The sequence below is a fragment of the Mycobacterium colombiense genome, from assembly GCF_001665835.1.
GTDB classification, from domain to species: Bacteria; Actinomycetota; Actinomycetes; order Mycobacteriales; family Mycobacteriaceae; genus Mycobacterium; species Mycobacterium colombiense_A.
On sequence record NZ_LZSX01000008.1, the window covers coordinates 141,357 to 163,559 of the forward strand.

The window sequence follows — 22,203 nt, forward strand, 5'->3', positions numbered from 1 at the left end:
CGTGAACTCACCAGCCAAGGTGTCGGTGCTGATCACCGTCACCGGCGTGGATCAACCGGGCGTGACGGCGACCCTGTTCGAGGCGCTGTCGCGGCACGGCGTCGAGCTGCTCAATGTAGAACAGGTGGTGATCCGGCACCGCCTGACGCTGGGCGTGCTGGTGTGCTGCCCGGCCGACGTCGCCGACAGCGCGCAGTTGCGCGACGACGTCGAATCGGCCATCCGCAAGGTGGGTCTCGATGTCAGCATCGAGCGCAGCGACGACGTGCCGATCATGCGGGAGCCCTCCACCCACACCATTTTCGTGCTGGGCCGGCCCATCACCGCCGGCGCGTTCGGCGCGGTGGCGCGCGAGGTGGCCGGCCTGGGCGTCAACATCGACCTGATTCGCGGCGTCTCCGACTATCCGGTGATCGGCCTGGAGCTGCGCGTGTCGGTGCCGCCGGGTGCGGACGGCGCGCTGCGGACCGCCCTGAACCGAGTGTCCAGCGAGGAACAGGTCGACATCGCGGTCGAGGACTACAGCCTGGAACGACGGGCCAAGCGGCTCATCGTGTTCGACGTCGACTCGACGCTGGTGCAGGGCGAGGTCATCGAGATGCTGGCGGCCCGGGCCGGTGCCGAGGGCAAGGTCGCCGCGATCACCGACGCCGCGATGCGCGGCGAGCTGGACTTCGCGCAGTCGCTCGAGCAGCGGGTGGCGACGCTGGCGGGCCTGCCCGCCAGCGTGATCGACGAGGTCGCCGACCAGCTGGAACTGATGCCCGGCGCCCGCACCACGCTGCGAACCCTGCGGCGCCTGGGTTACGCCTGCGGCGTCGTGTCCGGGGGCTTCCGCCGGATCATCGAGCCGTTGGCCGAGGAGCTGATGCTGGACTACGTCGCGGCCAACGAGCTGGAGATCGTCGACGGCACGCTCACCGGACGGGTCATCGGCCCCATCGTCGACCGGGCCGGAAAGGCCACGGCGCTAAGGGAATTCGCGAACCAGGTCGGGGTGCCGATGGCGCAGACCGTCGCCGTGGGTGACGGCGCCAACGACATCGACATGCTGGCCGCGGCCGGACTGGGCATCGCGTTCAACGCCAAGCCGGCGCTGCGCGAGGTCGCCGACGCGTCGCTGAGCCACCCCTACCTGGACACGGTGCTGTTTTTGTTGGGTGTGACCCGCGGCGAAATCGAGGCCGCCGACGCGGTCGACGGCGAGGTCCGCCGGGTTGAGATCCCGCCCAACGCGTAGCGATCGCAAGCGCGGCGACCCGGCAGGTATTCGAGCGCCGCGGTACGGCACGATGGTCGGGTGCCCGAAAACGGAAGCGAGTCAGCCGACCCCGATCTGCTGCTCGACTTCAGGCAGGTGTCGCTGCGGCGCGGCGGCAACGTCTTGGTCGGGCCGGTTGACTGGGCGGTCGAACTCGACGAACGCTGGGTGATCGTCGGGCCCAACGGCGCCGGCAAGACCTCGCTGCTGCGGATCGCCGCGGCGGCCGAACACCCCTCGTCCGGCGTGGCTTTCGTGCTCGGCGAGCGGCTGGGCCGCGTCGACGTGACCGAGTTGCGGTCCCGGATCGGGCTCAGCTCCTCGGCTTTGGCGCAGCGGATTCCCACCGACGAGGTGGTGCGCGATCTCGTCGTCTCGGCCGGCTACGCGGTGCTGGGCCGGTGGCGGGAGCGCTATGAGGACGTCGACTACCAACAGGCCATCGACATGCTGGAGAGCCTGGGCGCCGAGCACCTCGCGGACCGTACCTACGGCACGCTGTCCGAGGGCGAGCGCAAGCGGGTGCTGATCGCCCGCGCACTGATGACCGACCCCGAGCTGCTGCTGCTCGACGAGCCCGCCGCCGGCCTGGACCTGGGCGGCCGCGAGGAATTGGTCGCCCGGCTGGCCGACCTGGCCGCCGACCCCGACGCGCCGGCCCTGGTGCTGGTCACCCACCACGTCGAGGAGATTCCGCCCGGGTTCAGCCACTGCATGCTGCTCTCGGAGGCCGAGGTGGTCGCCGCGGGATTGCTGACCGACGTGCTGACCGCCGAGAACCTGTCCACCGCGTTCGGCCAAGCGATCGCCCTCGACGTCGCCGACGGGCGTTATTTCGCGCGGCGAGTCCGCACCCACGCAGCCCACCGGAGGCCGTTATGACGACACCCGACGAAATCCCGCTGGTCGCACGGCCCGCCGCCACGGTGATGCTGGTCCGCGACGACCCGGGCGGCATCAAAGTCTTCCTGATGCGCAGGCACGCCAAGATGGAGTTCGCCGCGGGCACTGTGGTGTTCCCCGGCGGCGGCGTCGACGACCGCGACCGCAACGCCGACATCGCGTGGGCCGGCCCGCCACCGCAGTGGTGGGCGCAGCGGTTCGGCATCGAACCCGACCTGGCCGAGGCGCTGGTGTGCGCCGCCGCCCGCGAGACGTTCGAGGAGTCGGGGGTGCTGTTCGCCGGGCCGGTGGGCGACCCGGACGGCATCGTCGGCGACGCCTCGGTGTACGGCGAGGCCCGCCGGGCGCTGGCCGAACGGTCGCTGTCCTTCGCGGACTTTCTGCGTCAGGAAGACCTGGTGCTGCGGTCCGATCTGCTGCGGCCGTGGGCCAACTGGGTCACCCCGGAGGCCGAGCGCACCCGCCGCTACGACACCTATTTCTTCGTGGGCGCGCTGCCGCACGGACAGCGCGCCGACGGCGAGAACACCGAATCCGACCTCGCCGGCTGGATGGCGCCCCGGGCCGCCATCGACGAGTTCGAGGCCGGTCGCTGCTTCCTGCTGCCGCCGACGTGGACGCAGCTGGACTCGTTGGCCGGGCGGACCGTGACCGAGGTGCTGGCCGTCGAACGCCAGATCGTGCCGGTGCAGCCGCACCTGGAGATCCAGGGCGACAACTGGGTGTTCGAGTTCTTCGATTCCGACCGCTACCACCAGGCGCGGGAAGCGGGCGGCCTGGGATGGCGGCATTGAGCGAGTTCGTCAGCGTCGTGGTCAGCGACGGCTCGCAGGACGCCGGGCTTGCCATGTTGCTGCTGTCGCGCCCACCGACCAACGCGATGACCCGCCAGGTCTATCGGGAGGTCATCGCGGCAGCCGAGGAATTGGGCCGGCGCGACGACGTCGCCGTGGTGATCCTGTTCGGCGGCCACGAGATCTTTTCCGCGGGCGACGACATGTCCGAGCTGCGGACGCTGCGGGGCGCCGAGGCCGAGAGCGTGGCGCGGGTGCGGCAGGAGGCCGTCGACGCGGTGGCCGCGATCCCCAAGCCGACCGTCGCCGCGATCACCGGCTACGCGCTGGGCGCCGGGCTCACCCTGGCCCTGGCCGCCGATTGGCGGATCAGCGGCGACAACGTGAAGTTCGGTGCGACCGAGATCCTGGCCGGCCTGGTGCCCGGCGGCGACGCGATGGCCCGCCTGACCCGGGTGGCCGGCGCGAGCAAGGCCAAGGAGCTGGTGTTCAGCGGCCGCTTCTTCGACGCCGAGGAGGCCCTGGCGCTGGGCCTGATCGACGACATGGTGGCCCCCGACGACGTGTACGACGCCGCCGCCGGGTGGGCGCGCCGTTTCCTCGACGGGCCGCGGCACGCGCTGGCCGCCGCCAAGGCCGGTATCAACGACGTGTTCGATTTGGCAGCCCCCGAGCGGCTCGCCGCCGAACGCCGCCGCTACGTCGAGGTATTCACCGCTGGTCAGGGCGGTGGCGATCAGGCGGATCCCGTCGGCCGTTAGGCTGCCCTGCATGACCAGTTCGACCGACGCCGTCCCGACGCCCCACGCCACCGCCGAGCAGGTGGAAGCCGCCCGGCACGACAGCAAGCTGGCCCAGGTGCTCTACCACGACTGGGAAGCCGAGACTTACGACGACAAATGGTCGATCTCCTATGACCAGCGCTGCATCGACTACGCGCGCGGCCGCTTCGACGCCATCGTGCCCGACGAGGTGCTGCGGGAGCTGCCCTACGATCGCGCCCTCGAATTAGGCTGCGGCACAGGGTTTTTCCTGCTCAACCTGATCCAGTCCGGGGTCGCCCGTCGCGGATCGGTGACCGACCTGTCGCCGGGCATGGTCAAGGTCGCCACCCGCAACGGCCAGTCGCTGGGCCTCGAGATCGACGGCCGGGTCGCCGACGCCGAGGGCATCCCGTACGAGGACAACACCTTCGACCTGGTCGTCGGGCACGCGGTGCTGCACCACATCCCCGACGTGGAGCTCTCGCTGCGCGAGGTGATCCGGGTGCTGCGCCCGGGTGGCCGGTTCGTCTTCGCCGGCGAGCCGACCAGTGCCGGCGACGTCTATGCCCGCGAGCTGTCCACCCTGACCTGGCGCATCGCCACCAACGTCACCAAGCTGCCCGGCCTGGGGAGCTGGCGGCGCCCGCAGGCCGAGCTGGACGAGTCCTCTCGGGCCGCCGCGCTGGAGGCGATCGTCGACCTGCACACCTTCACGCCGGGTGACCTGGAGCGGATGGCCGCCAGCGCCGGCGCCACCGAGGTGCGGACCGTCAGCGAAGAGTTCACCGCCGCGATGTTCGGCTGGCCGGTGCGCACCTTCGAGGCGTCGGTGCCGCCCGGGCTCCTGGGCTGGGGCTGGGCGAAATTCGCCTTCAACGGCTGGAAGACGCTGAGCTGGGTGGACGCCAACGTGTGGCGCCGCGTGGTCCCGAAGGGCTGGTTCTACAACGTGATGGTGACCGGGGTCAAACCCTCCTGAGCGGTGGTCTGCGCTTCGGCACCGACGACCTCGGCTATCTGCGGTCGCGCGCGGGTACCGCGGCGCTGGAGGCGGTCGCCCAACTCGAACTGACCGACGCCACCCTGGTGGCCGATGTCGCCGCGGCGCGCGCCGAATTCGGCGACCGTGCCGCGGTGCTGGTGGAGACGGTGCTGTTGCGCCGCCGCGCCCTGGAAAAACTGGGCGAGCTGGGAGTGTCGGATTGGCTCTTCACCGACGAGGCGCTGCAGCAGGCCACCGCGGCGCCGGTGGCGTTGCACCGGGCCGGGCGGCTGGCCGGTGACGGCGGCGTCGTCGTGCACGACGCGACCTGTTCGATCGGCACCGAGCTCGCCGCGCTGAGCGCCTGCGGGATCGCCGCGCTTGGCAGCGATATCGATCCGGTGCGGCTGGCGATGGCACGCCACAACGTGGGGGAGTCGGCCTGGATCTGCCGCGCCGACGCGCTGCGCCCGGTCACCCGCGACGCCGTGCTCGTGGCGGATCCGGCCCGGCGCGTGGAGGGTCGGCGGCGATTGCGCATCGACGACTACCGGCCCGGCCTGGGCTCGCTGCTCGACGCCTACCGCGGCCGAGAATTCGTCGTAAAGTGCGCTCCCGGAATCGATTTCGATGAGGTGCGACGCCTGGGCTTCGACGGTGAGATCGAGGTGACGTCGTATCGCGGCTCCGTGCGGGAAGCCTGCCTGTGGTCGGCGGGGCTGGCGCGGCCCGGTGTGCGCCGGCGGGCGAGCCTCCTGGATCGCGGTGAGCAGCTCACCGACGACGACCCGGACGACTGCCCGGTGGCGCCGGTCGGGCGCTGGATCGTCGACCCGGACGGCGCGGTGGTGCGGGCCGGGCTGGTGCGCCACTACGGCGCGCGGCACGGGCTGTGGCAGCTCGATCCCGACATCGCCTACCTCTCCGGCGATCGGCTGCCCGCGGCGGACCGCGGGTTCGAGGTGCTCGAGCAGCTGGTCTTCGACGAACGCCGGCTTCGCCAGGCCCTGTCGGCGCTGGACTGCGGTTCGCTGGAGATCCTGGTCCGCGGGGTGCGGGTGGATCCGGACGCGCTGCGCAAACGGATGCGATTGCGCGGGCGCCGATCGCTGTCGGTGGTCATCGCCCGCATCGGTGCGCGCAGCGCCGGCCGGGCGATGGCGTTCGTTTGCCAACCCTCCCGATAGCGCCGGGTACGCTGGCGGCGTCACTTCTCCGGGTCACCGGCCCTGGCCAGTTTGCGAGGACAATTCCACGATGCGTTACCTGATAGCCGCCGCGCTGCTCGCGGCGGCGATCTTGGTGGGATGGCCGGCCGCGGCCGACCCACCGTCGTGCGCCAGCCTGGGCGGCAGCGTCGAGGACGGCCAGATGTGCCGCCTGCGCGCCACCGGCCCCAACTACATGCTCAACATGGCCTTTCCCGCCGACTATCCGGACGAACAGGCGCTGACCGACTACATCACCCAGAACCGCGACGGCTTCGTCGCCGTCGCGCAGAGTTCCGGGGGGCGCGACCAGCCCTACCAGCTCGAGGCCACCACCGAGCAGCGCTTCGCCGGGCAGCCGCCGCACAACACCCGCAGCGTCGTGCTCAAGTTCTTCCAGGATGTCGGGGGAGCGCACTCGTCGATCTGGTACAAGGCTTTCAACTACAACCTGGGGACCAAGCAGCCCATCACCTTCGACAACCTGTTCCCTCCGGGCGCTACGCCGCTGGACGCCATCTTCCCGATCGTGCAGCGCGACCTGGAACGCCAAACCCCTTTGGGCGCCGCGATTCTGCCGTCGACGGGACATGACCCGACGCACTATCAGAACTTCGCCATCACCGACGACCAGCTGATCTTCTACTTCGCCCCGGGCGAGATGCTGCCGGCGTTCGGCGGGCCGTTGCAGGCCCAGGTGCCGCGCAACGCCATCCCGCCGCTGGCGATCTAAGGGCTCAGACCGGGCCGGCCTGCAGCTCCATGGCCACGGCGCCGAGCGCCAGCGCCACCTGCGCGACGCAACCGATGAGCGGGACGAAGAACGCCCGCCTCTGCCGCACCAGGAAATACACGGCGACGACGATGTCGACGACCAGGAGGGCGGCGCCGCCCCAGGTGCCCAGGTTCATGGCCCGGTCGATCCAGGCGGGATCGCCGCATTTTCGGGACCCGCACGGATCGGTGGTCATCACCAGCAGGCCCAGCAGCACAAAGCTCGCCGCGTAGAGGCCGCCGTGGATGACCAGCAGGACGGACGTCGCCACGATGTCGGCGGTACTGCCGCGCGGGCTGGCGGTGGTCATGGTGGTCGCGGCGCCTGTGGCCGCGGGTTCATCGATCGGCACTACAGGAGGATGTCCCGGTCAGGCCGGGGCAAAACCGTAAACCTGGCCGTCGCTGGTGGCGGCCACCACGCGGCGATCGGTGCCGACCGACACCCCGACCGGATACCCGGTCGCCGCCGGCATCGGGTAGCTGCCCAGCGTGCGGCCGCTGCCCGGATCGAAGATCAGCAGCGACATGCCGGGGGCGCCGTTCGCCGGGGGCCCGCTGGCCACCGTGTAGCCGACGCCGGTGCCGGCCAGGCTCGACGTCGACAGGGGCAGCACGTCGTCGCGGCGCCACACCTGATCGGCGTGATCGCCGGCGTCCTTGAACGCCGCCAGCTTCGTGTCGGGCCCGCCGCCGCTCACGATCAACCCCTGGGGGGTGACCGCGGGCGGCGTCTGCGCCAAGAAGCCCAGCGGCGCCGACCATTTCACCTTCGCGTCGGCGGCGCGCAGTGCCCACAGTCGTTGGTCGCGGCCGTTGACGTAGACGGTCGACCCGTCCGCCGACAGCACCGGGCTGGCGATGACACCGGCACCCACTGCGTCGCTGGTCCACTCGCGGGTCAGCAGCGGCGCCTGCCCGGGGTGGTACTTGAGCCCCACCAGACCCGCGGCGGGAGCGCCGGGCTGCCAGACACCGAGCACCGCCATCCCGTTGGCCGCCGAGAAGGCGGGCGGGGCCGCGACGGGACAGCCCTGGCGGGCCGGCGCGCAGTCGGCCAGCCCGCGCGCGGCGTCGGTGGGGTCGACGCCGTCGACCAGGTCGAGCGGGCTCCCCGTCACCTGGCCGCGATGGGAGTCGAAGACCAGCACCTGTCCCAGGTGCGTGGCCACCAGCAGCGCGCCCTGCCCGACGAATCGCGGCGTGGTGGGCATGCCGATCACCGGTTGGCGCCACCGCGTCCACTGGGTCACCGGGAAAGACAGGAGCGCTCCGGGCTGGCCGACGTAGAGGTTGTCGAAGCCGTCGAGCAGCGGCCCGCCGAAGCCGCCGCCCTGGGCCAGACGCACACACCAGCGCTGCCGGCCGTTGTTGTTGTTCTCCCATTCCATCAGCGAGCATCCCGCCGAGGTTTGGGCGTTGAGGGCGAGGTAGCCCCGCGCGCTCAGCGCCGGTCCGGCGGCCAGGCTTCCCTTGACCGACCGGGTCCATTGCAGCGAGAGTTTGGAGGCCCCGTCAGTGGCGGTGTAGCTGCTGTTGGCGGCGTCGGCGTACTGCGCCGGCCAGCCCTGCGCGGCCGAGGCGTCGACCCAGGAATCGGTGTTGCCGCATGCACCGGCCCCGATGGTGATCATCGCCGCCAACACGACGGATGACGAACGCCGGAGCCCACTGACGAGTTGTCGGGCAAGCACCTTCGGTTTTCCCAATCCTTTTCGCGTGGCAGGCCGCGCGCTGGCGGACCCGGCCGTTGGGCGGCAATCGAGTACAGGTGAGGGTAACCCGTGGCGGTTCGCGGGCTTACGATTGACCGAGTTAGGCTGTCCGGCCATGACGAGCATGTGGGGTGCACCGGTCCATCGCCGTTGGCGGGGATCGAACCTGCGGGACCCGCGTCAGGCCAAGTTCCTCACGCTGGCCTCGCTGAAATGGATGCTGCGCAACCGCGCATACACCCCGTGGTACCTGGTGCGCTATTGGCGGCTGCTGAAGTTCAAGCTGGCCAACCCGCACATCATCACCCGCGGCATGGTGTTCCTCGGCAAGGGCGTCGAAATCCATGCGACGCCCGAGCTCGCGCAGCTCGAGATCGGCCGCTGGGTGCACATCGGCGACAAGAACACCATCCGCGCGCATGAAGGCTCGCTGCGGTTCGGCGACAAGGTGGTGCTGGGTCGCGACAACGTCATCAACGCCTACCTCGACATCGAGCTCGGCGATTCGGTGTTGATGGCCGACTGGTGCTACGTCTGCGATTTCGACCATCGGATGGACAACATCGACATGCCGATCAAGGACCAGGGCATCGTCAAGTCCCCGGTGCGGATCGGCCCGGACACCTGGGTGGGCGTAAAGGTCTCGGTGCTACGGGGCACGTCCGTCGGACGCGGTTGCGTGCTGGGGTCTCACGCGGTGGTCCGCGGGGTGATCCCGGACTACTCGATCGCGGTCGGCGCACCGGCCAAGGTGGTCAAGAACCGCCAGCTCGCCTGGGAGAGCTCGGCCGCGCAGCGCGCCGAACTGGCGGCCGCGCTGGCCGACATCGAACGCAAGAAGGCCGCGCGCTAGCCTTCCGCTTGCGGCTGCTCGTCCACCTTAGGGCGGCAGCGGCGCCGAAGTGGCGAATCGTGATCAGATGCTCTGATATCGCCGCAGCGCCTCGGTGCGCTCGGCGGCGTGGTCAACGATGGGCGCCGGGTAGCCGTCCGGCCGCTCACCCTTGCGCAGGTGCACGTCGTCGGCCGAGCGCAGTTCGGGTACCCAGCGCCGAACGTAATCGCCGGACGGGTCGAACTTCTCGCCCTGGGTGATCGGGTTGAACACCCGGAAGTAGGGTGCGGCATCGGTACCGCAACCCGCACACCACTGCCAGCCGTGCTGGTTGTTCGCCATGTCGCCGTCCACCAGCTGGTCCAGGAACCATTCGGCACCCCACTGCCACGGCAGGTGCAGGTCCTTGACCAGAAACGACGCCACGATCATCCGCACCCGGTTGTGCATGAAGCCGGTCTCGCGCAGCTGACGCATGCCGGCGTCGACGAAGGGAAATCCGGTCTCGCCGGCTTTCCACGCCTCGAAGCGGCGTTTGGCCTCGGCGCCGGTGTCGGTCTGGATGCCGTCGAAGTCGCTGTTCCAGTTGCGCCAGGCGCTGTCCGGCCAGTGGTGCAGCACGTCGGCGTAGAAGTCACGAAAAGCCAACTCCCGCATGAAGGCTTGTGCCCCGCCGCTGCGCAGGTCCAGGTCGGCGACCAGGGTGCGGGGATGAATGGTGCCGAACTTCAGGTGCGCCGACATGCGGCTGGTCCCCGTCAGGTCCGGCCTGTTGCGGTCCTCGGCGTAGCTCTGTAATCCCTTGTCCACAAACGACTTCCACTGCTTTCGCGCCGCCGCCTCGCCGGCTGCCACCTCGAGGGCCGGTCCGGGATCGGGGATCTCGCATTGCTCGATCCGCAGCTGCGCCGGATCCAGCCAGCGTGCGGACTCCGCGTCCGACTTCGCCGGTTCGCGCCAGCCGGTCTTTTGCCACTGACGCAGGAACGGGGTGAACACCTTGTAAGACGAGCCGTCCGGCTTGGTGACGCGGCCGGGCGAGACCAGATACGGCGACCCCGTCGCCACCAGCGGCACCGAATCCAGTGCCGCGCCGACCTTCTCGTCGCGGCACTTACCGAACGGCGCGTAGTCCTCGGAGACGTGCACCGACGACGCATCGATTTCCTTGGCGATGCGCGGAATCTGCGTGTGGGGCTGCCCGCGGGTGACGAGGAGCCGGCCGTCGAGATCGTCGCGCAGCCGGCGCAGCGAGTCACCCAGGTACTGCAGCCGGCGTTGTCCCGACGACTTTTCCAGGGGTGGATCGAGCACGAAGCAGGCGAGCACCTCGTCGTTCTCGGCCGCGGCGATCAGCGCCGGATGGTCGCGCAACCGCAGATCGCGGCGAAACCACAGCAGTGCCGGCATGATCTAGCGGTTCAGTCGCCAGATGTGGGTGGACAGGATGGTCGCGAAGCCACACCACAGCGGGTAGGGCAGCAACGCCAGCCCGCCGCGTGGCGTGGCTTGGGCCGTGCGCCTGACCAGATCTGCGCTGCTGGCCGTCAGCGCCGCGGCGCCGACCGCGCTCGCGCCGAGTTTGTGATACCCGAAGAACAGCCAACTCCATCCGGCATTCAGGAGCAGGTTGACCGCCAGCGCCACGGCGTAGTTGCGTGCCTTGTCGTGCTGCGCGGCCGCGCGAAACCGGTCGATGGCCACCGCCGACGTACCCGCGATGTCAGCGTAGAGCGTCGTCCACACGGTGGGAAAGGCGGCGCGGGGCGGCTGGTAGGAGGGCTTGCGAAGCCGCGAGTACCACCGGGGAATGGCGTTGCTGCTGGCGATGCTTCCGGTGCCGGCGGCTGCGGCGACGGCCAGGCCGGTCGCGGCCAGAATCGACCTGTTCACGGTGTGCTCCGTTCTGGTTGTTTCCGGTCCGCTTGTCGCTCAACGGCTTTGGTGTGGGCAGGGTTGGTGGGCCACCAGATCCGGTCGCCGATGAGGGCGAACAGGGCCGGGATGACCAGCGTGCGCACCACGAAGGTGTCGAGCAGGATGCCCAGGCCGACGATGATCCCGAGCTGGGTCAGGACGATCAGGGGCAACACCCCGAGCACGCAGAACACGGCGGCCAAAACGATTCCCGCGCTGGTGATCACGCCCCCGGTGGCCGACACCGCCCGCACCATCCCCGCACGGGCACCGTGCTGCGCGGCTTCCTCGCGGGCCCGGGTGACCAAGAAGATGGTGTAGTCCACGCCGAGGGCCGCCAGGAACAGAAAGGCGAACAGCGGGGTGGTGTTGTCCAGCGCCGGGAAGCCGAAGACGTGCAGGCTCGCCCAGCCGCCCATGCCCAGCGCGGCCAGCGCGCCCAGAATCGTCGCGGCCAGCAGCGTCGGTGGCGCGAGGGCCGACCGCAGCAGCACGTAGAGGACGATCAGGATGACGGCCAGGATCGCCGGGATCAGCAACATCCGGTCATGCGCGGCCGCGTCGCGAATGTCCAGAGCCTGTGCGTCCGCCCCGCCCACCAGCGCGTGCGGGTCGGCGGCCCGTGTCGAATCCCGCAGCGCGGCAACGATTCCGAATGCGCGCGTTGACGACGGCGGTGCGTCGGTCACCACCGACCACTTCGTCAGCCCCGATCCGGATCGGCCGGACTCGGTCGCCGAGACGACGCCAGGGGTGGACCTGATCGCCCGCTGTACGGGTGCGGCGTGATCGGTAGGGCTGACGACCAGCGTCGGGTTGGCCAGGCCGGCCGGAAAATGTTCGGCCACAACGGTGTAACCGGTTACCGAGTCGGCGCTGACCCGGAACTGCTCGGTCTGCGACAAACCGATCCGAGTTCCGAGCAGGCCCGCGCCAAGGGCCGCCAGCACGGCGATCGCGACCGCGGCGATCAGTGCGGGGCGCCCGCCCACCCATTCGGCGACGCGGTGCCACCCGCCGGAGTCCAGGTTTTCGTCGTCGTCGGCGTGCGGGATGAACGGCCAGAACAAACTCCGGCCGCACACGGCCAGCAACGGGGGCAGGATCACCAGCACCGAAATCGCGGCAACCACAAGGCCGCACGCCGCCAGGGCGCCCAGGCTGCGGGTGCTCGGGGTGGACGCGAACAGCAGGGTGAGCAGCGCCAGCACCACGGTGGCGTTGCTGGCGACGATGGCCGGCCCCGCGCTGCGCACCGCCTGACGCAGCGCGGCGCGGTGTGCGGACCGGCGCCGGAGCTCCTGGCGATATCGGGAGATCAGCAACAGCGCGTAGTTGGTGCCGGCGCCGAAGACCAGCACGCTGGTGATCCCGGAGGTGGCGCCGTCGAAGCTCAGCCCGGTCAGCGACGCCACGGACGTGCCGGCCGCGGCGGCCACCCGATCGGCGAATCCGACCACGAGCAGCGGGACCAGCCACAGCACCGGGGAGCGGTAGGTGGCGATCAGCAGCAGCGCCACCACCGCCGTCGTCACCGCGAGCAGGGTGACATTTGCGCCTGCGAAGGCGCTTGCGATGTCGGCGCCGAATGCCGGGCCGCCCGTGACGTGCGCCTGCAGGTCCGAGGGCAGACCGCTGGCCGCGGCCGTGCGCAGCGTGGCGACGGCGTGGCCCAGGGCGAGCCCGGACAGGTCGGTGGTGATCGGCACGACGCCGAGGGCGGCCTTGGAATCCTGCGAGGGCATCAGAGATGCGACCTGATTCGCGCCGGGCTGCGCTGCCGCCTGCACCCGATCGCGTGCGGCCTGGGCGGCGGCGATATCGGACGGGCTGAGGACCCGGCCATCGCTGCGGCTGACCACCACGATCATCGGGGCTTTGTCACCCCCGGGAAATTGCTTTGCCAGCGCGTCGACCTGCGCGGATTGCGCCGCTACCGGAACCGACTGCGGGGACTGGCCCGCGGCGGCGTTGCCGCCGACCAGAACCATGAATGCGACACCCAGCAGGGCCGTGACCAGCGCGAGCAGCCATGAACGCCGGCCCGTCACGGCGCCGGCCAGAAAATCCCACAGCACGAACACAACCCTTTCAGTTTCTTAAACATTAATCAACTGAAATGACGCATCGCCACGCGGCAGCGCCGGCGGTACGCAGGAGGGGGCACTATGGACATTATGAACGCGGTTAGGGCAGTGTGGGACGCGAGGGAGAACCTGCGATGACCGCTGACCCGGGGGACATGACCACCCGCAAGCGGCGCCACATCGACGTCTGCCTGAACGAGCCGGTCGGCTACGACGGCGTCACCACCGGGCTGGACCGCTACGCATTGCCGTACAACGCGCTGACTCAGACGAACCTGGGCGACATCGACTTGTCCACCGGCTTTTTCGGCGCCAACCTGCGGTCTCCGATACTGATCGGCGCGATGACCGGGGGCGCCGAGCTGTCCGGGACGATCAATCGCAACCTGGCGGCGGCCGCCCAACAGCTGGGTCTGGGCATGATGCTGGGCTCGCAGCGGATCATGCTGGACAGTGCGCTGGGGGAGCGCGCCGCGGACAGCTTCACGGTGCGCGACGTCGCCCCGGATGTGTTGCTGTTCGGCAACATCGGGCTGGCTCAACTGACGAAGAGCGCCGTGCCGGATCTGGCCAGGGCCCTCGACCGGGTGGGCGCCGATGCGCTTGCCGTGCATACCAATCCGCTCCAGGAAGCCATGCAGCACAATGGGGACACCGATTTCTCCGGCTCACTGAGCAGGCTGCGCGAGGCGGCCGACAGCATCGGCTATCCGGTACTGCTCAAGGAGGTGGGGCACGGGATCGGTGGCGCGGCTGCCGCGGAACTCGTTGGGAGAGAGGGCGAATTGCCGGTCGCCGGAATCGACGTCGCGGGCGCCGGTGGGACGTCGTGGTCGCGGGTCGAGCAGTTCGTGCGGTACGGCGAACTGCGCTATCCGCACCTGGCCGATTGGGGCGTCCCCACCGCCCGCGCGATCGTGGAGGTGCGTGAGGTGCTGCCGGCGATCCCGTTGGTGGCATCCGGCGGCATCCGCACCGGCATGGATGCGGCCAAGGCGATCGCGCTGGGCGCCGATGTGGTGGCGGTGGCGCGGCCGCTGCTGGCCGCCGCGATCGAATCGGCTGCGGCCGTGGTCGATTGGCTGCAGCCGTTCATCGACGAGCTCAGGGTCTGCCTGCACGGCTGTGGCGCCGCGAAGCTGGCGGACCTGCGCGAGGTCGACCTGATCGGCGTGGCCTAGGCCCGCGCTGCCGGTTCACTGAACGCCGCGTTTCACCGGGCTGCGGCGGCCTTTCGCCGTCGCGCGCTTCGGTTCGGTCGCGGGCGCTTTCGGACTCGGTGCGACGAGTCGGGATTCGAAGCTCGCCATCGCCTCGATCATCGACGTGAACACCCGATGTGCCGCCGCCAGGTCGCGATCGGGCAGGTCGGCCAGCGCGGTATGCAGTTCGGCGCCAAGGGGAGTGAAAAACGACCGGGCCAGGGCCATCCCCGGTTTCTCGTAGCGGAGCAGGGTCTTGCGCCGGTCCTCGGGATCAGGCTCGCGCCGGACGTGGCCGGCGTCGATCATGCGATCGACCAGATAGGTGATAGCGGCCGGTGACACGTCCATGCACCGGCGCAGCTGTGCCGCGGTCAACGGTTCTCCGGCGGTTTCGGCGACCATGATGTGCAGCAACGCGTGGAAGTCGGTGCTGCTGATGTCGTTCTGACGGGCGAAGTGCCGGCCGATGCGGTCAGACTGCGCAGTGATCGCGCGCATGTCGGCCGACATCAATTTCTCGAGTTCGGACCGGTCTAATCGCCGGTCAGCAGCGGCGCGCTTGGTCACTTACCCGCATCCTTCTCGCAAGATACGCCGGCCAGCCTATCGCCGCCCGCTGATCGCGGCCGCGAAACGCTCGGGCGTTTGCAAACACGCCCCCGCAGCGTTCCCGGTGCAATCGGTGGCCATCAGCCTACGGCACCCACGGCGGCTCAGCCGCGGCCGGCGTGCGCTATCGGGACTTCGCGGATCGTGGCCCCAGTTCATCGCGCCGCGAGGCGGTTTGAACGAGTGCGCCCCGGGTATCTGGTCTGACGATGACTGTGATTGAGACTTCCCGGCGCCTCGGGCGCGCTGAGCGCAAAGTGCTGCGCCTGCAACGACGTTTGTGGCTCGCGCAGCTGGCCATGTGGCCCACCGCGATCGTTCTGGCGGTTCTGCTCGTGGGTGGTGTGCTGTGGTTGGTGCGGCGGAGGTCAACCGGTGGTCGGCATGCCGCGGCTCCCGCGACGAATGCCCCGGCGGGCGAATACACCCCATGAGATGGCGGCGGCGGTGAACGCGAGCGCCTGTGCGGCGCCGGCGCGGCCGGGCGGCACGAAGTATCCCGTCACGTAACGGTCGATGAATCCGGACGTGGGCAGCGGATCCATCTCCGCGCGGCGGCGCGCCCATGATTCCACCGACGTCAGCGGGCAGCGCAGCCTGAGCGCCACGACCGCGACGCCCCAGGCCACCGCCGGCACGTGCAGCACGATGGTCCTCGGCCAGCGCAACGCGAGGAAGCCCCCGCTTGGCACGTACAGCAGGTACGCCAGGTGAGCGCCGACGGTCACCGCGACGACGGCGACGTAGGGCTTGCGCACGGTTGAATTCTTCCACGCCCGGCGCCCCGCGCCGGGTTACCCGGGTCCGGCGCGGACCTGGTAGCGGCGTTCGGCGTAGGCGAGGTCGTCGCGCCACAGTTTGGTGGCCGCATAGCGCATGAAGGGTGTGATCATCCGCGCCACCCGGGAGGCGAGCGCGAAGCCGGGGCGGTCCGAATGCGCGATGGTGGCTTCCAGGACGGCGGTGCGCGGCCGGCCGTCGGGGCCCGAACCCATTGGCGTCGCGTGGGTTTCGACGACACTGCCGGTGCCCTCCCCGTCCACGATGCGCATGACGACGGTGCGTGCCTCGGGGCAACTGAATTCCGCGACGACGGGCACCCCCAGGCGTCCCATCCGGAATGTCACCGCCACCACGAATCGGTCGACCTCTTCGGTGGGCGTCGTGAGCACATCGAGCCGGGTGAACGAGTACGGGTGATACCACGCACCGTGCCAGGGATCGAGCCGGTTGGCGATGATATCGCTCGGCTCGCACACACCCTCCATGCGGGCGACCGCGCTCAGGGTGTCGCCGGTCGGTCGTTGCCCAAGTACCGGCCGGTCCAGTGGTTCCTCCTTGCCCACCGTGTCGAGCCGCACCCACGCGAGCACCCCGTCGTCGTGACTGGGCAGCGGGCTCCAGCCGAACTCGCGAGTGTGGCCGTCCAGCGTCAGCCCGTGCCAGCGGCAAATCAGCGCGCCCCGGTGCACGGCGCCGGTCGCGAGGTCGGCGCCCAAATGGGGACAAGTACGCGGCCCCACGCACAGCCGGCCCTGTTCGTCACGCCAGGCGACGACGTCGACACCGGCGACGCGGGTGCCGAAGGGCCGCCCGCCGGGCAGCCGGTCGCTGGCGGCGAACGCGTACCAGTTGCCGGTGGGTTGGCGCTGGGAGCGTTGCAGCGCGCCCTCGATGATGGCGGGCTGTGCGTCGCGATATGTCGGGCGCTGATCGGCCCATGACGTGCGCGGGATCACCTGCAGCGGCCGGCCTTTGGCCCGAACGGCGGACAGGCGTTGCTGAAGCTGTTCGCGAATCCTCATGATCGGGTGGCTCTTTCGCGGGCGGCAAGCCATCGCAGCAGTGGTGACCGGCCTTGGGTGGGTACCGTGGCCAACGGGTGTCCGGCTAAACCCCATCGTTGCAGGAGTTGGTTGGCGGCGCACCAGCCGGTGGTGGCGGCCCGCTCCATCAGTGCCACCGGCAGGTCGATGCGGATGGCGTCGCCGGCCAGCAGCAGGCCCGGCGTGGGCGTGATGATCGGGGGTCGGTGGGGATAGGAGCCGGGCGAGAACAGCGGGCAGTCGCTGCGATGCAGCAGCTTCTCGTGGACGATCTGTGCCGCGGCGGTTTCGGGATACACCCTGTGCAGTTGTCGCAGCGCGGCGGCGCGTGGCGGCGCGGAATGCAATGCATACGAATGTAATTCGACGACCGAACCGCGGTGCGCGGCGGCCCAGCCGCGTGCCTCGCGTTCGTAGCGCTCCAGCACGCTGATGTTGTCGAGCGGTTCGTGACCGGCCGTGCCCAAGAACGCCGGCCGGTGCGCCGCGACCGGGCGGTCGAGCCACAACCGGTGCACGGCGAACGGCGGCGCGGTGCGCAGCCGCGCTATCTGGGCGCGCCAGTCGTCGGTGCCCAGGTCGATGGACGCCGCAACGATCCGCTGCAAACCGGCGATGTCGGTGGCCAATACGACGGCGTCGACGTCGGGGTGTTCGTCGGAATCGGTGTGCACCCGGAAGGTCTTCGCCGGCGCCGTGTCGATGCGCAGGACCTTGGTAGCGAGCCGGAACCGCACGCCCCGACCTTCGAGGTAGCCGCGCAACGGCTGCCACAGCGCGCTGTCGTAGTTCGCCGACGGCACGTCGAAGATCAGGCCTTCGGAGGACCCCAGGAAGTAGATGTGAAACATGGTCGCCAGCTCGGCCGCGGAAAGCTTGTCGGGGTCCGCGAAGAAGCTGCGGGAGAACACCTCGAACGCCAGATGCCTTGCGGCCTCTGGGAATCGGATGTCCTCGAGGAACGTCGCGGCGTCGGTTTGATCCAGGCGCTGGTAGGTGCCGGGCACCGATACGGCGGCCAGCGGTGCGGCCGCGCGGGCGTCGATGCGGGTGAAGTCACGAAGCCGGAACGTGGGGCTGCGCGCCGCGAAGACCACGGCGTTCCACGGTGGGGTGCGCGGCAGCCCGCGGAAGCTGTCGCGCCGGCCCGCCCCGTCGATCAGTGGGTAATCCTCGACGGGAGTCAGCATCCGCAATCGGGGATCGATTCTCTCCAGCAGGGCGCGCAGGTTGTAGTACTGCCGGAAGAACGCGTGGAAGCCGCGGTTCATCGCGAGCTCGACGCCGCCGTCCCGCTCGGTCCACCCGCCCGCCCGGCCGCCCAGGTAATGCTCGCTTTCGATGACCTGGACGGCGACCCCGCGCTCGGCCAGCCCGGTGGCGGCGCTCAGCCCGGCGATCCCGCCGCCGACGACGGCCACCCGCGGGCGCGTCTCCAGCGCGTCGGCGTCTGGCAATCCCGTTGGCGCGGCGAATGTTCGGCGACGCCGGTCTGCGCTCATCGCGGCGCATCCGCCAGGAAGGTGTGCACGATGTTGGCTTCCCAGCCGGGCATCGTCTCGCTGTGCACCGCGGTGAAGCCGGCGTCGGCGAGCCGAGCCCGAAATCGCGCGGCGCCGTCGAACGCCAGCACGCTGCGCCACAGGTAGCGGTACAGCCCGGTGTCGCGGGTGCGCCACCACCCGGCGGGGATGATGATGCCCCAGCACACGGCGTGCCAGATGCGGGTGGACGCGGGGGAGTCGCGCACCGAATATTCGTGCACCGCCAGCGTGCCGCCCGGGCACAACAGCTCACGGAACTTGCGCAGCTGTGCGTCGCGGTCGGCGACGTTGCGAATCAGGTAGGCGGCCAGGATGCCGTCGAACGGTCCGGTGATCCCGTGCTCGGCCAGCCGTTCGACCGGGGTGTAGACGAAGCGCACCGAGGTGGGCCAGTCCTTCGCGCGCGCCGCATCGAGCATGCCCCGCGACGCGTCGACGGCGACGATGTCGGCCTCGGGCGCGACGGCGAGCAGCGCGGCCGTCGAGGCACCCGTGCCGCATCCGGCATCGAGCAGCCGTAATCCCTTGCCGCGATTCGGAATCCGCATCCGCCGGGCCGACAGGGACAGCTGCGCGTGGTAGCCGGGGCTGGCGCCGACCAGGCGATCGTAGGCCGGCGCACCGGCGTCGAACGCGGCCGCCAACTCGCCGGGCCCCGCATCACCGACGCGCACGTTGCCGCTCCCACAGCAGCAGCACCGCGGTGACCAACGCGAAGCCGAACAGAAAGTCTTCGACCGGGATGTCGAACGGGAAACGCACGCCGCTCAGCTGCCGATCGTCGTAGCTGACGATGGGGGAGCTGAGTTTGGTCAACCAGCCGTCCACCGGGATCTGGAACCCGAGCACGATCAGCATCGACAGCCAGTACGCCGCCCGCCGGAAGAGCCCGGTCCGCAGCACCGCCAATTCCAGTGCGCAGACCAGCAATACCGCCAGCGTGGCCGGCAGGGTGTAGCCGAGGCCGGTCATCGGCGATGCACCTTCTCCAGGATGGTGGTCACGGCGTTGTAGGTCAGCAACGCGCACACCGGGATGACGAGGAAGAACAGCACCTCTTCGATCGGCACCCGGAACGGGATGCTCAGGCCGCACAGATAGTTGCGGTCGTAGGCCCACACATGGGCGGCCACCGCGATCTCATCCCAGACCAAAAAGACCGCGGCCACCGGCACGACCGCCTTGACGACCCGCCGCCACTGCCGGTAGACGCCGGGGCCGAAGATTTCCAGCGGAGCGGTGATCACCAGGCATGCGGCGAGCACCGCCAGGTATTGCCACCGATCGCTCATGCGGCCCCCGATTGACGAACGCCCCGCGCGCCGTTCCGCGCCCGCCACGACCGTATCAGCCCCGCGCCGGCGACCCGAAGCCGTCGCGCCGTGCCGACGGTGGCCCGGTGATCGAACACCGCGAAGTCGCTTCTTTCGATGCAGTCCAAGATCTCCGAATACAGAGCCGTCGCGGTCGCCACGCACGGCCGCGAGCGGCGGGCGAGCGTGGCGATTCCGTTCGCGGCGAATCGGTAGGTCTGCCAGGCGATTTCGTGCTGGGCGATCAGGGCCCGGCGCACCCGCGGATCGGTGCGGCGCTGCGCGTGGCACCACATCAGCAGCTCTCGGTCGACGCCGTCGGCGGCCAGTTCGTCGGCCGGCAGGTAGACCCGGCCGCGCTGCAGGTCCTCGTCGACATCACGCAGGAAATTGGTCAGCTGAAACGCCCGCCCCAGTGCCGCGGCGTACGGCGCGGCCTCCTGCACCGGCGTCACGGTGCCCAGTATCGGAAGCACTTGCAGCCCAATGGCTTCCGCGGAGCCCCGCATGTAGTGGTTGAGGGCGTTGCGGTCGGGATAGTCGGTGACGGTGAGGTCCATCCGCATCGAAGCCAGGAAGTCCTCGAACAGATCCGCGCTGATCCGGTAGCGCCGCACGGTGTCGGTGACCGCGGCGACCAGCGGATCCCCCAGTTGGGCTCCGTCGGAGAAGAAGCGCTCCGAGAGCTGCCGCAGCCGCCGTTCGCGGGCGTCGGCGCCGACCCGCGGGTCGAGGTCGTCGAGGATGTCGTCGGCGTAACGGGCGAAGCCGTACAGCGCGTGCACGGGCGGCCGCTGGTCGGGCGCGAGCAGCCGGGTGGCCAGGAAGAAGGTGCGGCCATGTGCGGCGTTGAGTTCGCGGCACTGCCGGTACCCGTCGCGCAGCCGCGGATCGTCGATTCCGGCCGCGGTCAGCTCGCCGCGCATCACGGCAGCCCCGCTTTGATGTCGATGTGCGCGGCCGATCGCGTGGCGGTGCCGGTGATGCGGTCGGCGGCGAGCCGCCCGGAGATCAGCGTGGTCGGCACGCCGACGCCGGGCACCGTGGAGGACCCGGCGAGCACCGCATTGTCGATGCCGCGCACCATGTTGCCCGGCCGGAACGGGCCCGTCTGACCGAACGTGTGGGCGAGCGCGAACGGGCTGCCGGCCGCCATGCCCTGCCGCGCCCAGTCGGCCGGCGTGACGACACCCAAAACCGTTGCGTCGTGCGGCAAGCCGGGCAGCAGCCGGTCGGCGACGTGCGAGATCATGTCCTCGACGTAGGCTCCGCCGGTACCAGCCCAATCGATGGTGCCCCGCTCCAGGTTCGGCGCCGGCGCGAGCACGTAGAGCAGGTCGCGTCCCTCGGGGGCCAGGGTCGGGTCGCTGGCCGTCGGCCGGGTGACCAACAGGGACGGGTCCCGCATGAGTTGTCCATCGTCGACGATGTCGGTGAAGGTCTGATCCCATGCCTCGCCGAACAGGATGGTGTGGTGGGCCGTCCCGGATGCGACGGCGGGACAACCCAAGTGCGCGACGACCGCCGAGGGTGACGGCCGCAGCCGCAGCGCGCGACGCGGTTTGCGGCCCAGCAGCGCGTAGGTCTGCGGCAGCTCGGTGGTCAGCACCACCGCGTCGCAGGCGATGCGCCCCGCCTGCTCGGTCACCACCGCGCTGACCCGGCCGCCGGTGCGCTCGAGCGCGGTAACGGTTGCGCCGTAACAGAATCGGACGCCGGCGTCGGCGGCGGCCGCGGCCAGTGCGTCGGGCAGCGCGCGCACGCCCCCGCGCGGAAACACCACACCCGAGATGGTGTCCATGTAGGCGATCACCGCGTACACCGCCAGCGCGTCGCGGGGCGCCACACCGGCGTACAGCGACTGGAAGGTGAAGATCCGCCGCAGCCGTGGGTCGCTGATGTACCGCTTGACCATCCGGTCCCACTTGCGGAAGCCGCCGATCGCGGTCAGCTGCGCCAATTGCGGGGTGAGCAGCGACAGCGGGGAATCGAAGTTCGCGGCGATGAAGCCGTCGAATTCGGTGCGATACAGCCGCGTCAACCACTTCCGGAGCCGCCGGTAGCCCGCTGCCTGCTCGAAGCCAGCGAACTCTGCGACGGCGTCGGCCATCCGATCCTCGTCACTGTGCACGTCCAGCGCACTGCCGTCGGCGAACAAGGCGCGGTAGGCCGGGTCGATCGTCAACAGCTCCATGCGGTCGCGCAGTCGCTCGCCCACGACGGCGAACGTCTCGTCGATGATGCCCGGCATGGTGAGCACCGTCGGCCCGGTGTCGATCCGGTAGCCGTCGATGTCGAGACGACCGGCCCGCCCGCCCGGCCACGGCTCGCGCTCCACCACCGTCACCGCGCGCCCGCGGCCGGCCAGGTGCAGCGCCGCGGAAAGTCCGGCCAGCCCGGCGCCGACCACCACCACGTGATCTCCGCGCCCCTCGATGGTCCGCATGATCAACAGGCTGCCCGGTC

23 protein-coding genes are annotated in these 22,203 nt (G+C 70.1%); 9 read left to right on the forward strand and 14 right to left on the reverse strand.

The genetic code is table 11. The features are described from left to right. The first annotated feature begins 1 nt into the window (after window position 1). From serB to A5760_RS01965, 7 genes are all read left to right on the forward strand, one after another. Entirely contained in the window at window positions 2-1,240 is a 1,239-nt protein-coding gene (gene serB, locus A5760_RS01935; RefSeq protein ID WP_064877396.1) for a phosphoserine phosphatase SerB, read from the forward strand. 60 nt (window positions 1,241-1,300) lie between these two features. Then, window positions 1,301-2,143, forward strand: coding sequence for an ABC transporter ATP-binding protein (locus A5760_RS01940; RefSeq protein WP_064877397.1), 843 nt, complete (start codon window positions 1,301-1,303; stop codon window positions 2,141-2,143). Further along, complete coding sequence (locus tag A5760_RS01945) at window positions 2,140-2,958, forward strand: NUDIX hydrolase (RefSeq protein WP_064877398.1); 819 nt, start codon at window positions 2,140-2,142, stop codon at window positions 2,956-2,958. The genes A5760_RS01940 and A5760_RS01945 overlap by 4 nt, the downstream gene beginning before the upstream one ends. Further along, window positions 2,955-3,719, forward strand: coding sequence for an enoyl-CoA hydratase (locus A5760_RS01950; protein WP_155764169.1), 765 nt, complete (start codon window positions 2,955-2,957; stop codon window positions 3,717-3,719). Before A5760_RS01945 ends, A5760_RS01950 begins: the two co-directional genes overlap by 4 nt. A gap of 10 nt (window positions 3,720-3,729) precedes the next feature. Continuing rightward, window positions 3,730-4,701 (forward strand): class I SAM-dependent methyltransferase, encoded by a 972-nt coding sequence (locus tag A5760_RS01955; RefSeq protein ID WP_064877400.1) that lies wholly within the window; start codon window positions 3,730-3,732, stop codon window positions 4,699-4,701. An 8-nt stretch (window positions 4,702-4,709) separates the two neighbouring features. Further along, on the forward strand, window positions 4,710-5,891 hold the full coding sequence (locus A5760_RS01960; RefSeq protein ID WP_196771955.1) for a THUMP-like domain-containing protein: 1,182 nt from the start codon (window positions 4,710-4,712) through the stop codon (window positions 5,889-5,891). 70 nt (window positions 5,892-5,961) lie between these two features. Further along, complete coding sequence (locus A5760_RS01965; RefSeq protein WP_064877402.1) at window positions 5,962-6,645, forward strand: esterase; 684 nt, start codon at window positions 5,962-5,964, stop codon at window positions 6,643-6,645. 4 nt (window positions 6,646-6,649) lie between these two features. Here the strand turns inward: A5760_RS01965 and A5760_RS01970 are convergent, their stop codons facing one another. After that, a complete protein-coding gene (locus tag A5760_RS01970; RefSeq protein ID WP_196771956.1) occupies window positions 6,650-6,997 on the reverse strand; it encodes a hypothetical protein in 348 nt (115 codons plus the stop codon). A gap of 60 nt (window positions 6,998-7,057) precedes the next feature. Further along, window positions 7,058-8,320 (reverse strand): PQQ-binding-like beta-propeller repeat protein, encoded by a 1,263-nt coding sequence (locus A5760_RS01975; protein ID WP_196771947.1) that lies wholly within the window; start codon window positions 8,318-8,320, stop codon window positions 7,058-7,060. A gap of 196 nt (window positions 8,321-8,516) precedes the next feature. Here A5760_RS01975 and A5760_RS01980 point away from each other — a divergent pair, with 196 nt between their 5' ends. Then, window positions 8,517-9,254 (forward strand): acyltransferase, encoded by a 738-nt coding sequence (locus A5760_RS01980; protein ID WP_064877405.1) that lies wholly within the window; start codon window positions 8,517-8,519, stop codon window positions 9,252-9,254. Window positions 9,255-9,317: 63 nt separating this feature from the next. On the opposite strand, the gene A5760_RS01985 is transcribed toward A5760_RS01980, so the two are convergent. Genes A5760_RS01985 through A5760_RS01995 form a run of 3 tightly spaced genes read right to left on the reverse strand, consistent with a single transcriptional unit; the run spans window position 9,318 to window position 13,231 of the window. Beyond that, window positions 9,318-10,646: a cryptochrome/photolyase family protein gene (locus tag A5760_RS01985; RefSeq protein ID WP_064877406.1), complete on the reverse strand. Its 1,329-nt coding sequence runs from the start codon at window positions 10,644-10,646 to the stop codon at window positions 9,318-9,320. Window positions 10,647-10,649: 3 nt separating this feature from the next. Further along, window positions 10,650-11,129 (reverse strand): TspO/MBR family protein, encoded by a 480-nt coding sequence (locus tag A5760_RS01990; RefSeq protein WP_064877407.1) that lies wholly within the window; start codon window positions 11,127-11,129, stop codon window positions 10,650-10,652. Then, the gene (locus A5760_RS01995; RefSeq protein ID WP_196771948.1) at window positions 11,126-13,231 is read right to left on the reverse strand and encodes an MMPL family transporter; all 2,106 of its coding nucleotides are present in this window, start codon (window positions 13,229-13,231) and stop codon (window positions 11,126-11,128) included. The genes A5760_RS01990 and A5760_RS01995 overlap by 4 nt, the downstream gene beginning before the upstream one ends. A 143-nt stretch (window positions 13,232-13,374) precedes the next feature. Between A5760_RS01995 and fni the strand changes: the two genes are divergently transcribed. Then, complete coding sequence (gene fni / locus A5760_RS02000) at window positions 13,375-14,421, forward strand: type 2 isopentenyl-diphosphate Delta-isomerase (RefSeq protein WP_064877409.1); 1,047 nt, start codon at window positions 13,375-13,377, stop codon at window positions 14,419-14,421. 15 nt (window positions 14,422-14,436) lie between these two features. Here fni and A5760_RS02005 read toward each other — a convergent pair whose 3' ends face one another. The 9 genes from A5760_RS02005 to crtI all read right to left on the reverse strand — a co-directional run bounded on the left by A5760_RS02005 (window position 14,437) and on the right by crtI (window position 22,183). Continuing rightward, a complete protein-coding gene (locus tag A5760_RS02005; RefSeq protein WP_064877410.1) occupies window positions 14,437-15,012 on the reverse strand; it encodes a MarR family winged helix-turn-helix transcriptional regulator in 576 nt (191 codons plus the stop codon). Between the two features lie 410 nt (window positions 15,013-15,422). After that, on the reverse strand, window positions 15,423-15,812 hold the full coding sequence (locus tag A5760_RS02010) for a DUF2784 domain-containing protein (RefSeq protein WP_064877411.1): 390 nt from the start codon (window positions 15,810-15,812) through the stop codon (window positions 15,423-15,425). A 36-nt stretch (window positions 15,813-15,848) separates the two neighbouring features. Then, a complete protein-coding gene (locus A5760_RS02015; protein WP_064877412.1) occupies window positions 15,849-16,859 on the reverse strand; it encodes a DUF5914 domain-containing protein in 1,011 nt (336 codons plus the stop codon). Further along, on the reverse strand, window positions 16,856-18,382 hold the full coding sequence (locus tag A5760_RS02020; protein ID WP_064877413.1) for a hydroxysqualene dehydroxylase: 1,527 nt from the start codon (window positions 18,380-18,382) through the stop codon (window positions 16,856-16,858). Before A5760_RS02020 ends, A5760_RS02015 begins: the two co-directional genes overlap by 4 nt. Continuing rightward, window positions 18,379-19,098, reverse strand: coding sequence for a class I SAM-dependent methyltransferase (locus A5760_RS02025; RefSeq protein WP_064877415.1), 720 nt, complete (start codon window positions 19,096-19,098; stop codon window positions 18,379-18,381). Before A5760_RS02025 ends, A5760_RS02020 begins: the two co-directional genes overlap by 4 nt. Then, the gene (locus tag A5760_RS02030) at window positions 19,085-19,396 is read right to left on the reverse strand and encodes a lycopene cyclase domain-containing protein (RefSeq protein WP_064877417.1); all 312 of its coding nucleotides are present in this window, start codon (window positions 19,394-19,396) and stop codon (window positions 19,085-19,087) included. Before A5760_RS02030 ends, A5760_RS02025 begins: the two co-directional genes overlap by 14 nt. Further along, the gene (locus tag A5760_RS02035; RefSeq protein WP_064877419.1) at window positions 19,393-19,716 is read right to left on the reverse strand and encodes a lycopene cyclase domain-containing protein; all 324 of its coding nucleotides are present in this window, start codon (window positions 19,714-19,716) and stop codon (window positions 19,393-19,395) included. Before A5760_RS02035 ends, A5760_RS02030 begins: the two co-directional genes overlap by 4 nt. Further along, window positions 19,713-20,666, reverse strand: coding sequence for a phytoene/squalene synthase family protein (locus tag A5760_RS02040; RefSeq protein ID WP_064877420.1), 954 nt, complete (start codon window positions 20,664-20,666; stop codon window positions 19,713-19,715). The genes A5760_RS02035 and A5760_RS02040 overlap by 4 nt, the downstream gene beginning before the upstream one ends. Beyond that, window positions 20,663-22,183, reverse strand: a complete 1,521-nt coding sequence (gene crtI, locus A5760_RS02045; RefSeq protein ID WP_064877422.1) for a phytoene desaturase family protein — start codon at window positions 22,181-22,183, stop codon at window positions 20,663-20,665. The genes A5760_RS02040 and crtI overlap by 4 nt, the downstream gene beginning before the upstream one ends. Window positions 22,184-22,203 lie beyond the last annotated feature (20 nt).

What these genes read in the sequence shown, in the direction of transcription:
- fni (WP_064877409.1), top strand. Translation starts at nt 13,375, where the DNA reads ATGACCGCTGACCCGGGGGACATGACCACCCGCAAGCGGCGCCACATC.
- A5760_RS01985 (WP_064877406.1), bottom strand. Translation starts at nt 10,646, where the DNA reads ATGCCGGCACTGCTGTGGTTTCGCCGCGATCTGCGGTTGCGCGACCAT.
- A5760_RS01945 (WP_064877398.1), top strand. Translation starts at nt 2,140, where the DNA reads ATGACGACACCCGACGAAATCCCGCTGGTCGCACGGCCCGCCGCCACG.
- crtI (WP_064877422.1), bottom strand. Translation starts at nt 22,183, where the DNA reads ATGCGGACCATCGAGGGGCGCGGAGATCACGTGGTGGTGGTCGGCGCC.
- A5760_RS01980 (WP_064877405.1), top strand. Translation starts at nt 8,517, where the DNA reads ATGACGAGCATGTGGGGTGCACCGGTCCATCGCCGTTGGCGGGGATCG.
- A5760_RS02030 (WP_064877417.1), bottom strand. Translation starts at nt 19,396, where the DNA reads ATGACCGGCCTCGGCTACACCCTGCCGGCCACGCTGGCGGTATTGCTG.
- A5760_RS01965 (WP_064877402.1), top strand. Translation starts at nt 5,962, where the DNA reads ATGCGTTACCTGATAGCCGCCGCGCTGCTCGCGGCGGCGATCTTGGTG.
- A5760_RS02020 (WP_064877413.1), bottom strand. Translation starts at nt 18,382, where the DNA reads ATGAGCGCAGACCGGCGTCGCCGAACATTCGCCGCGCCAACGGGATTG.
- A5760_RS02035 (WP_064877419.1), bottom strand. Translation starts at nt 19,716, where the DNA reads ATGAGCGATCGGTGGCAATACCTGGCGGTGCTCGCCGCATGCCTGGTG.
- A5760_RS01975 (WP_196771947.1), bottom strand. Translation starts at nt 8,320, where the DNA reads ATGATCACCATCGGGGCCGGTGCATGCGGCAACACCGATTCCTGGGTC.
- A5760_RS01970 (WP_196771956.1), bottom strand. Translation starts at nt 6,997, where the DNA reads ATGACCACCGCCAGCCCGCGCGGCAGTACCGCCGACATCGTGGCGACG.
- A5760_RS01955 (WP_064877400.1), top strand. Translation starts at nt 3,730, where the DNA reads ATGACCAGTTCGACCGACGCCGTCCCGACGCCCCACGCCACCGCCGAG.
- A5760_RS02015 (WP_064877412.1), bottom strand. Translation starts at nt 16,859, where the DNA reads ATGAGGATTCGCGAACAGCTTCAGCAACGCCTGTCCGCCGTTCGGGCC.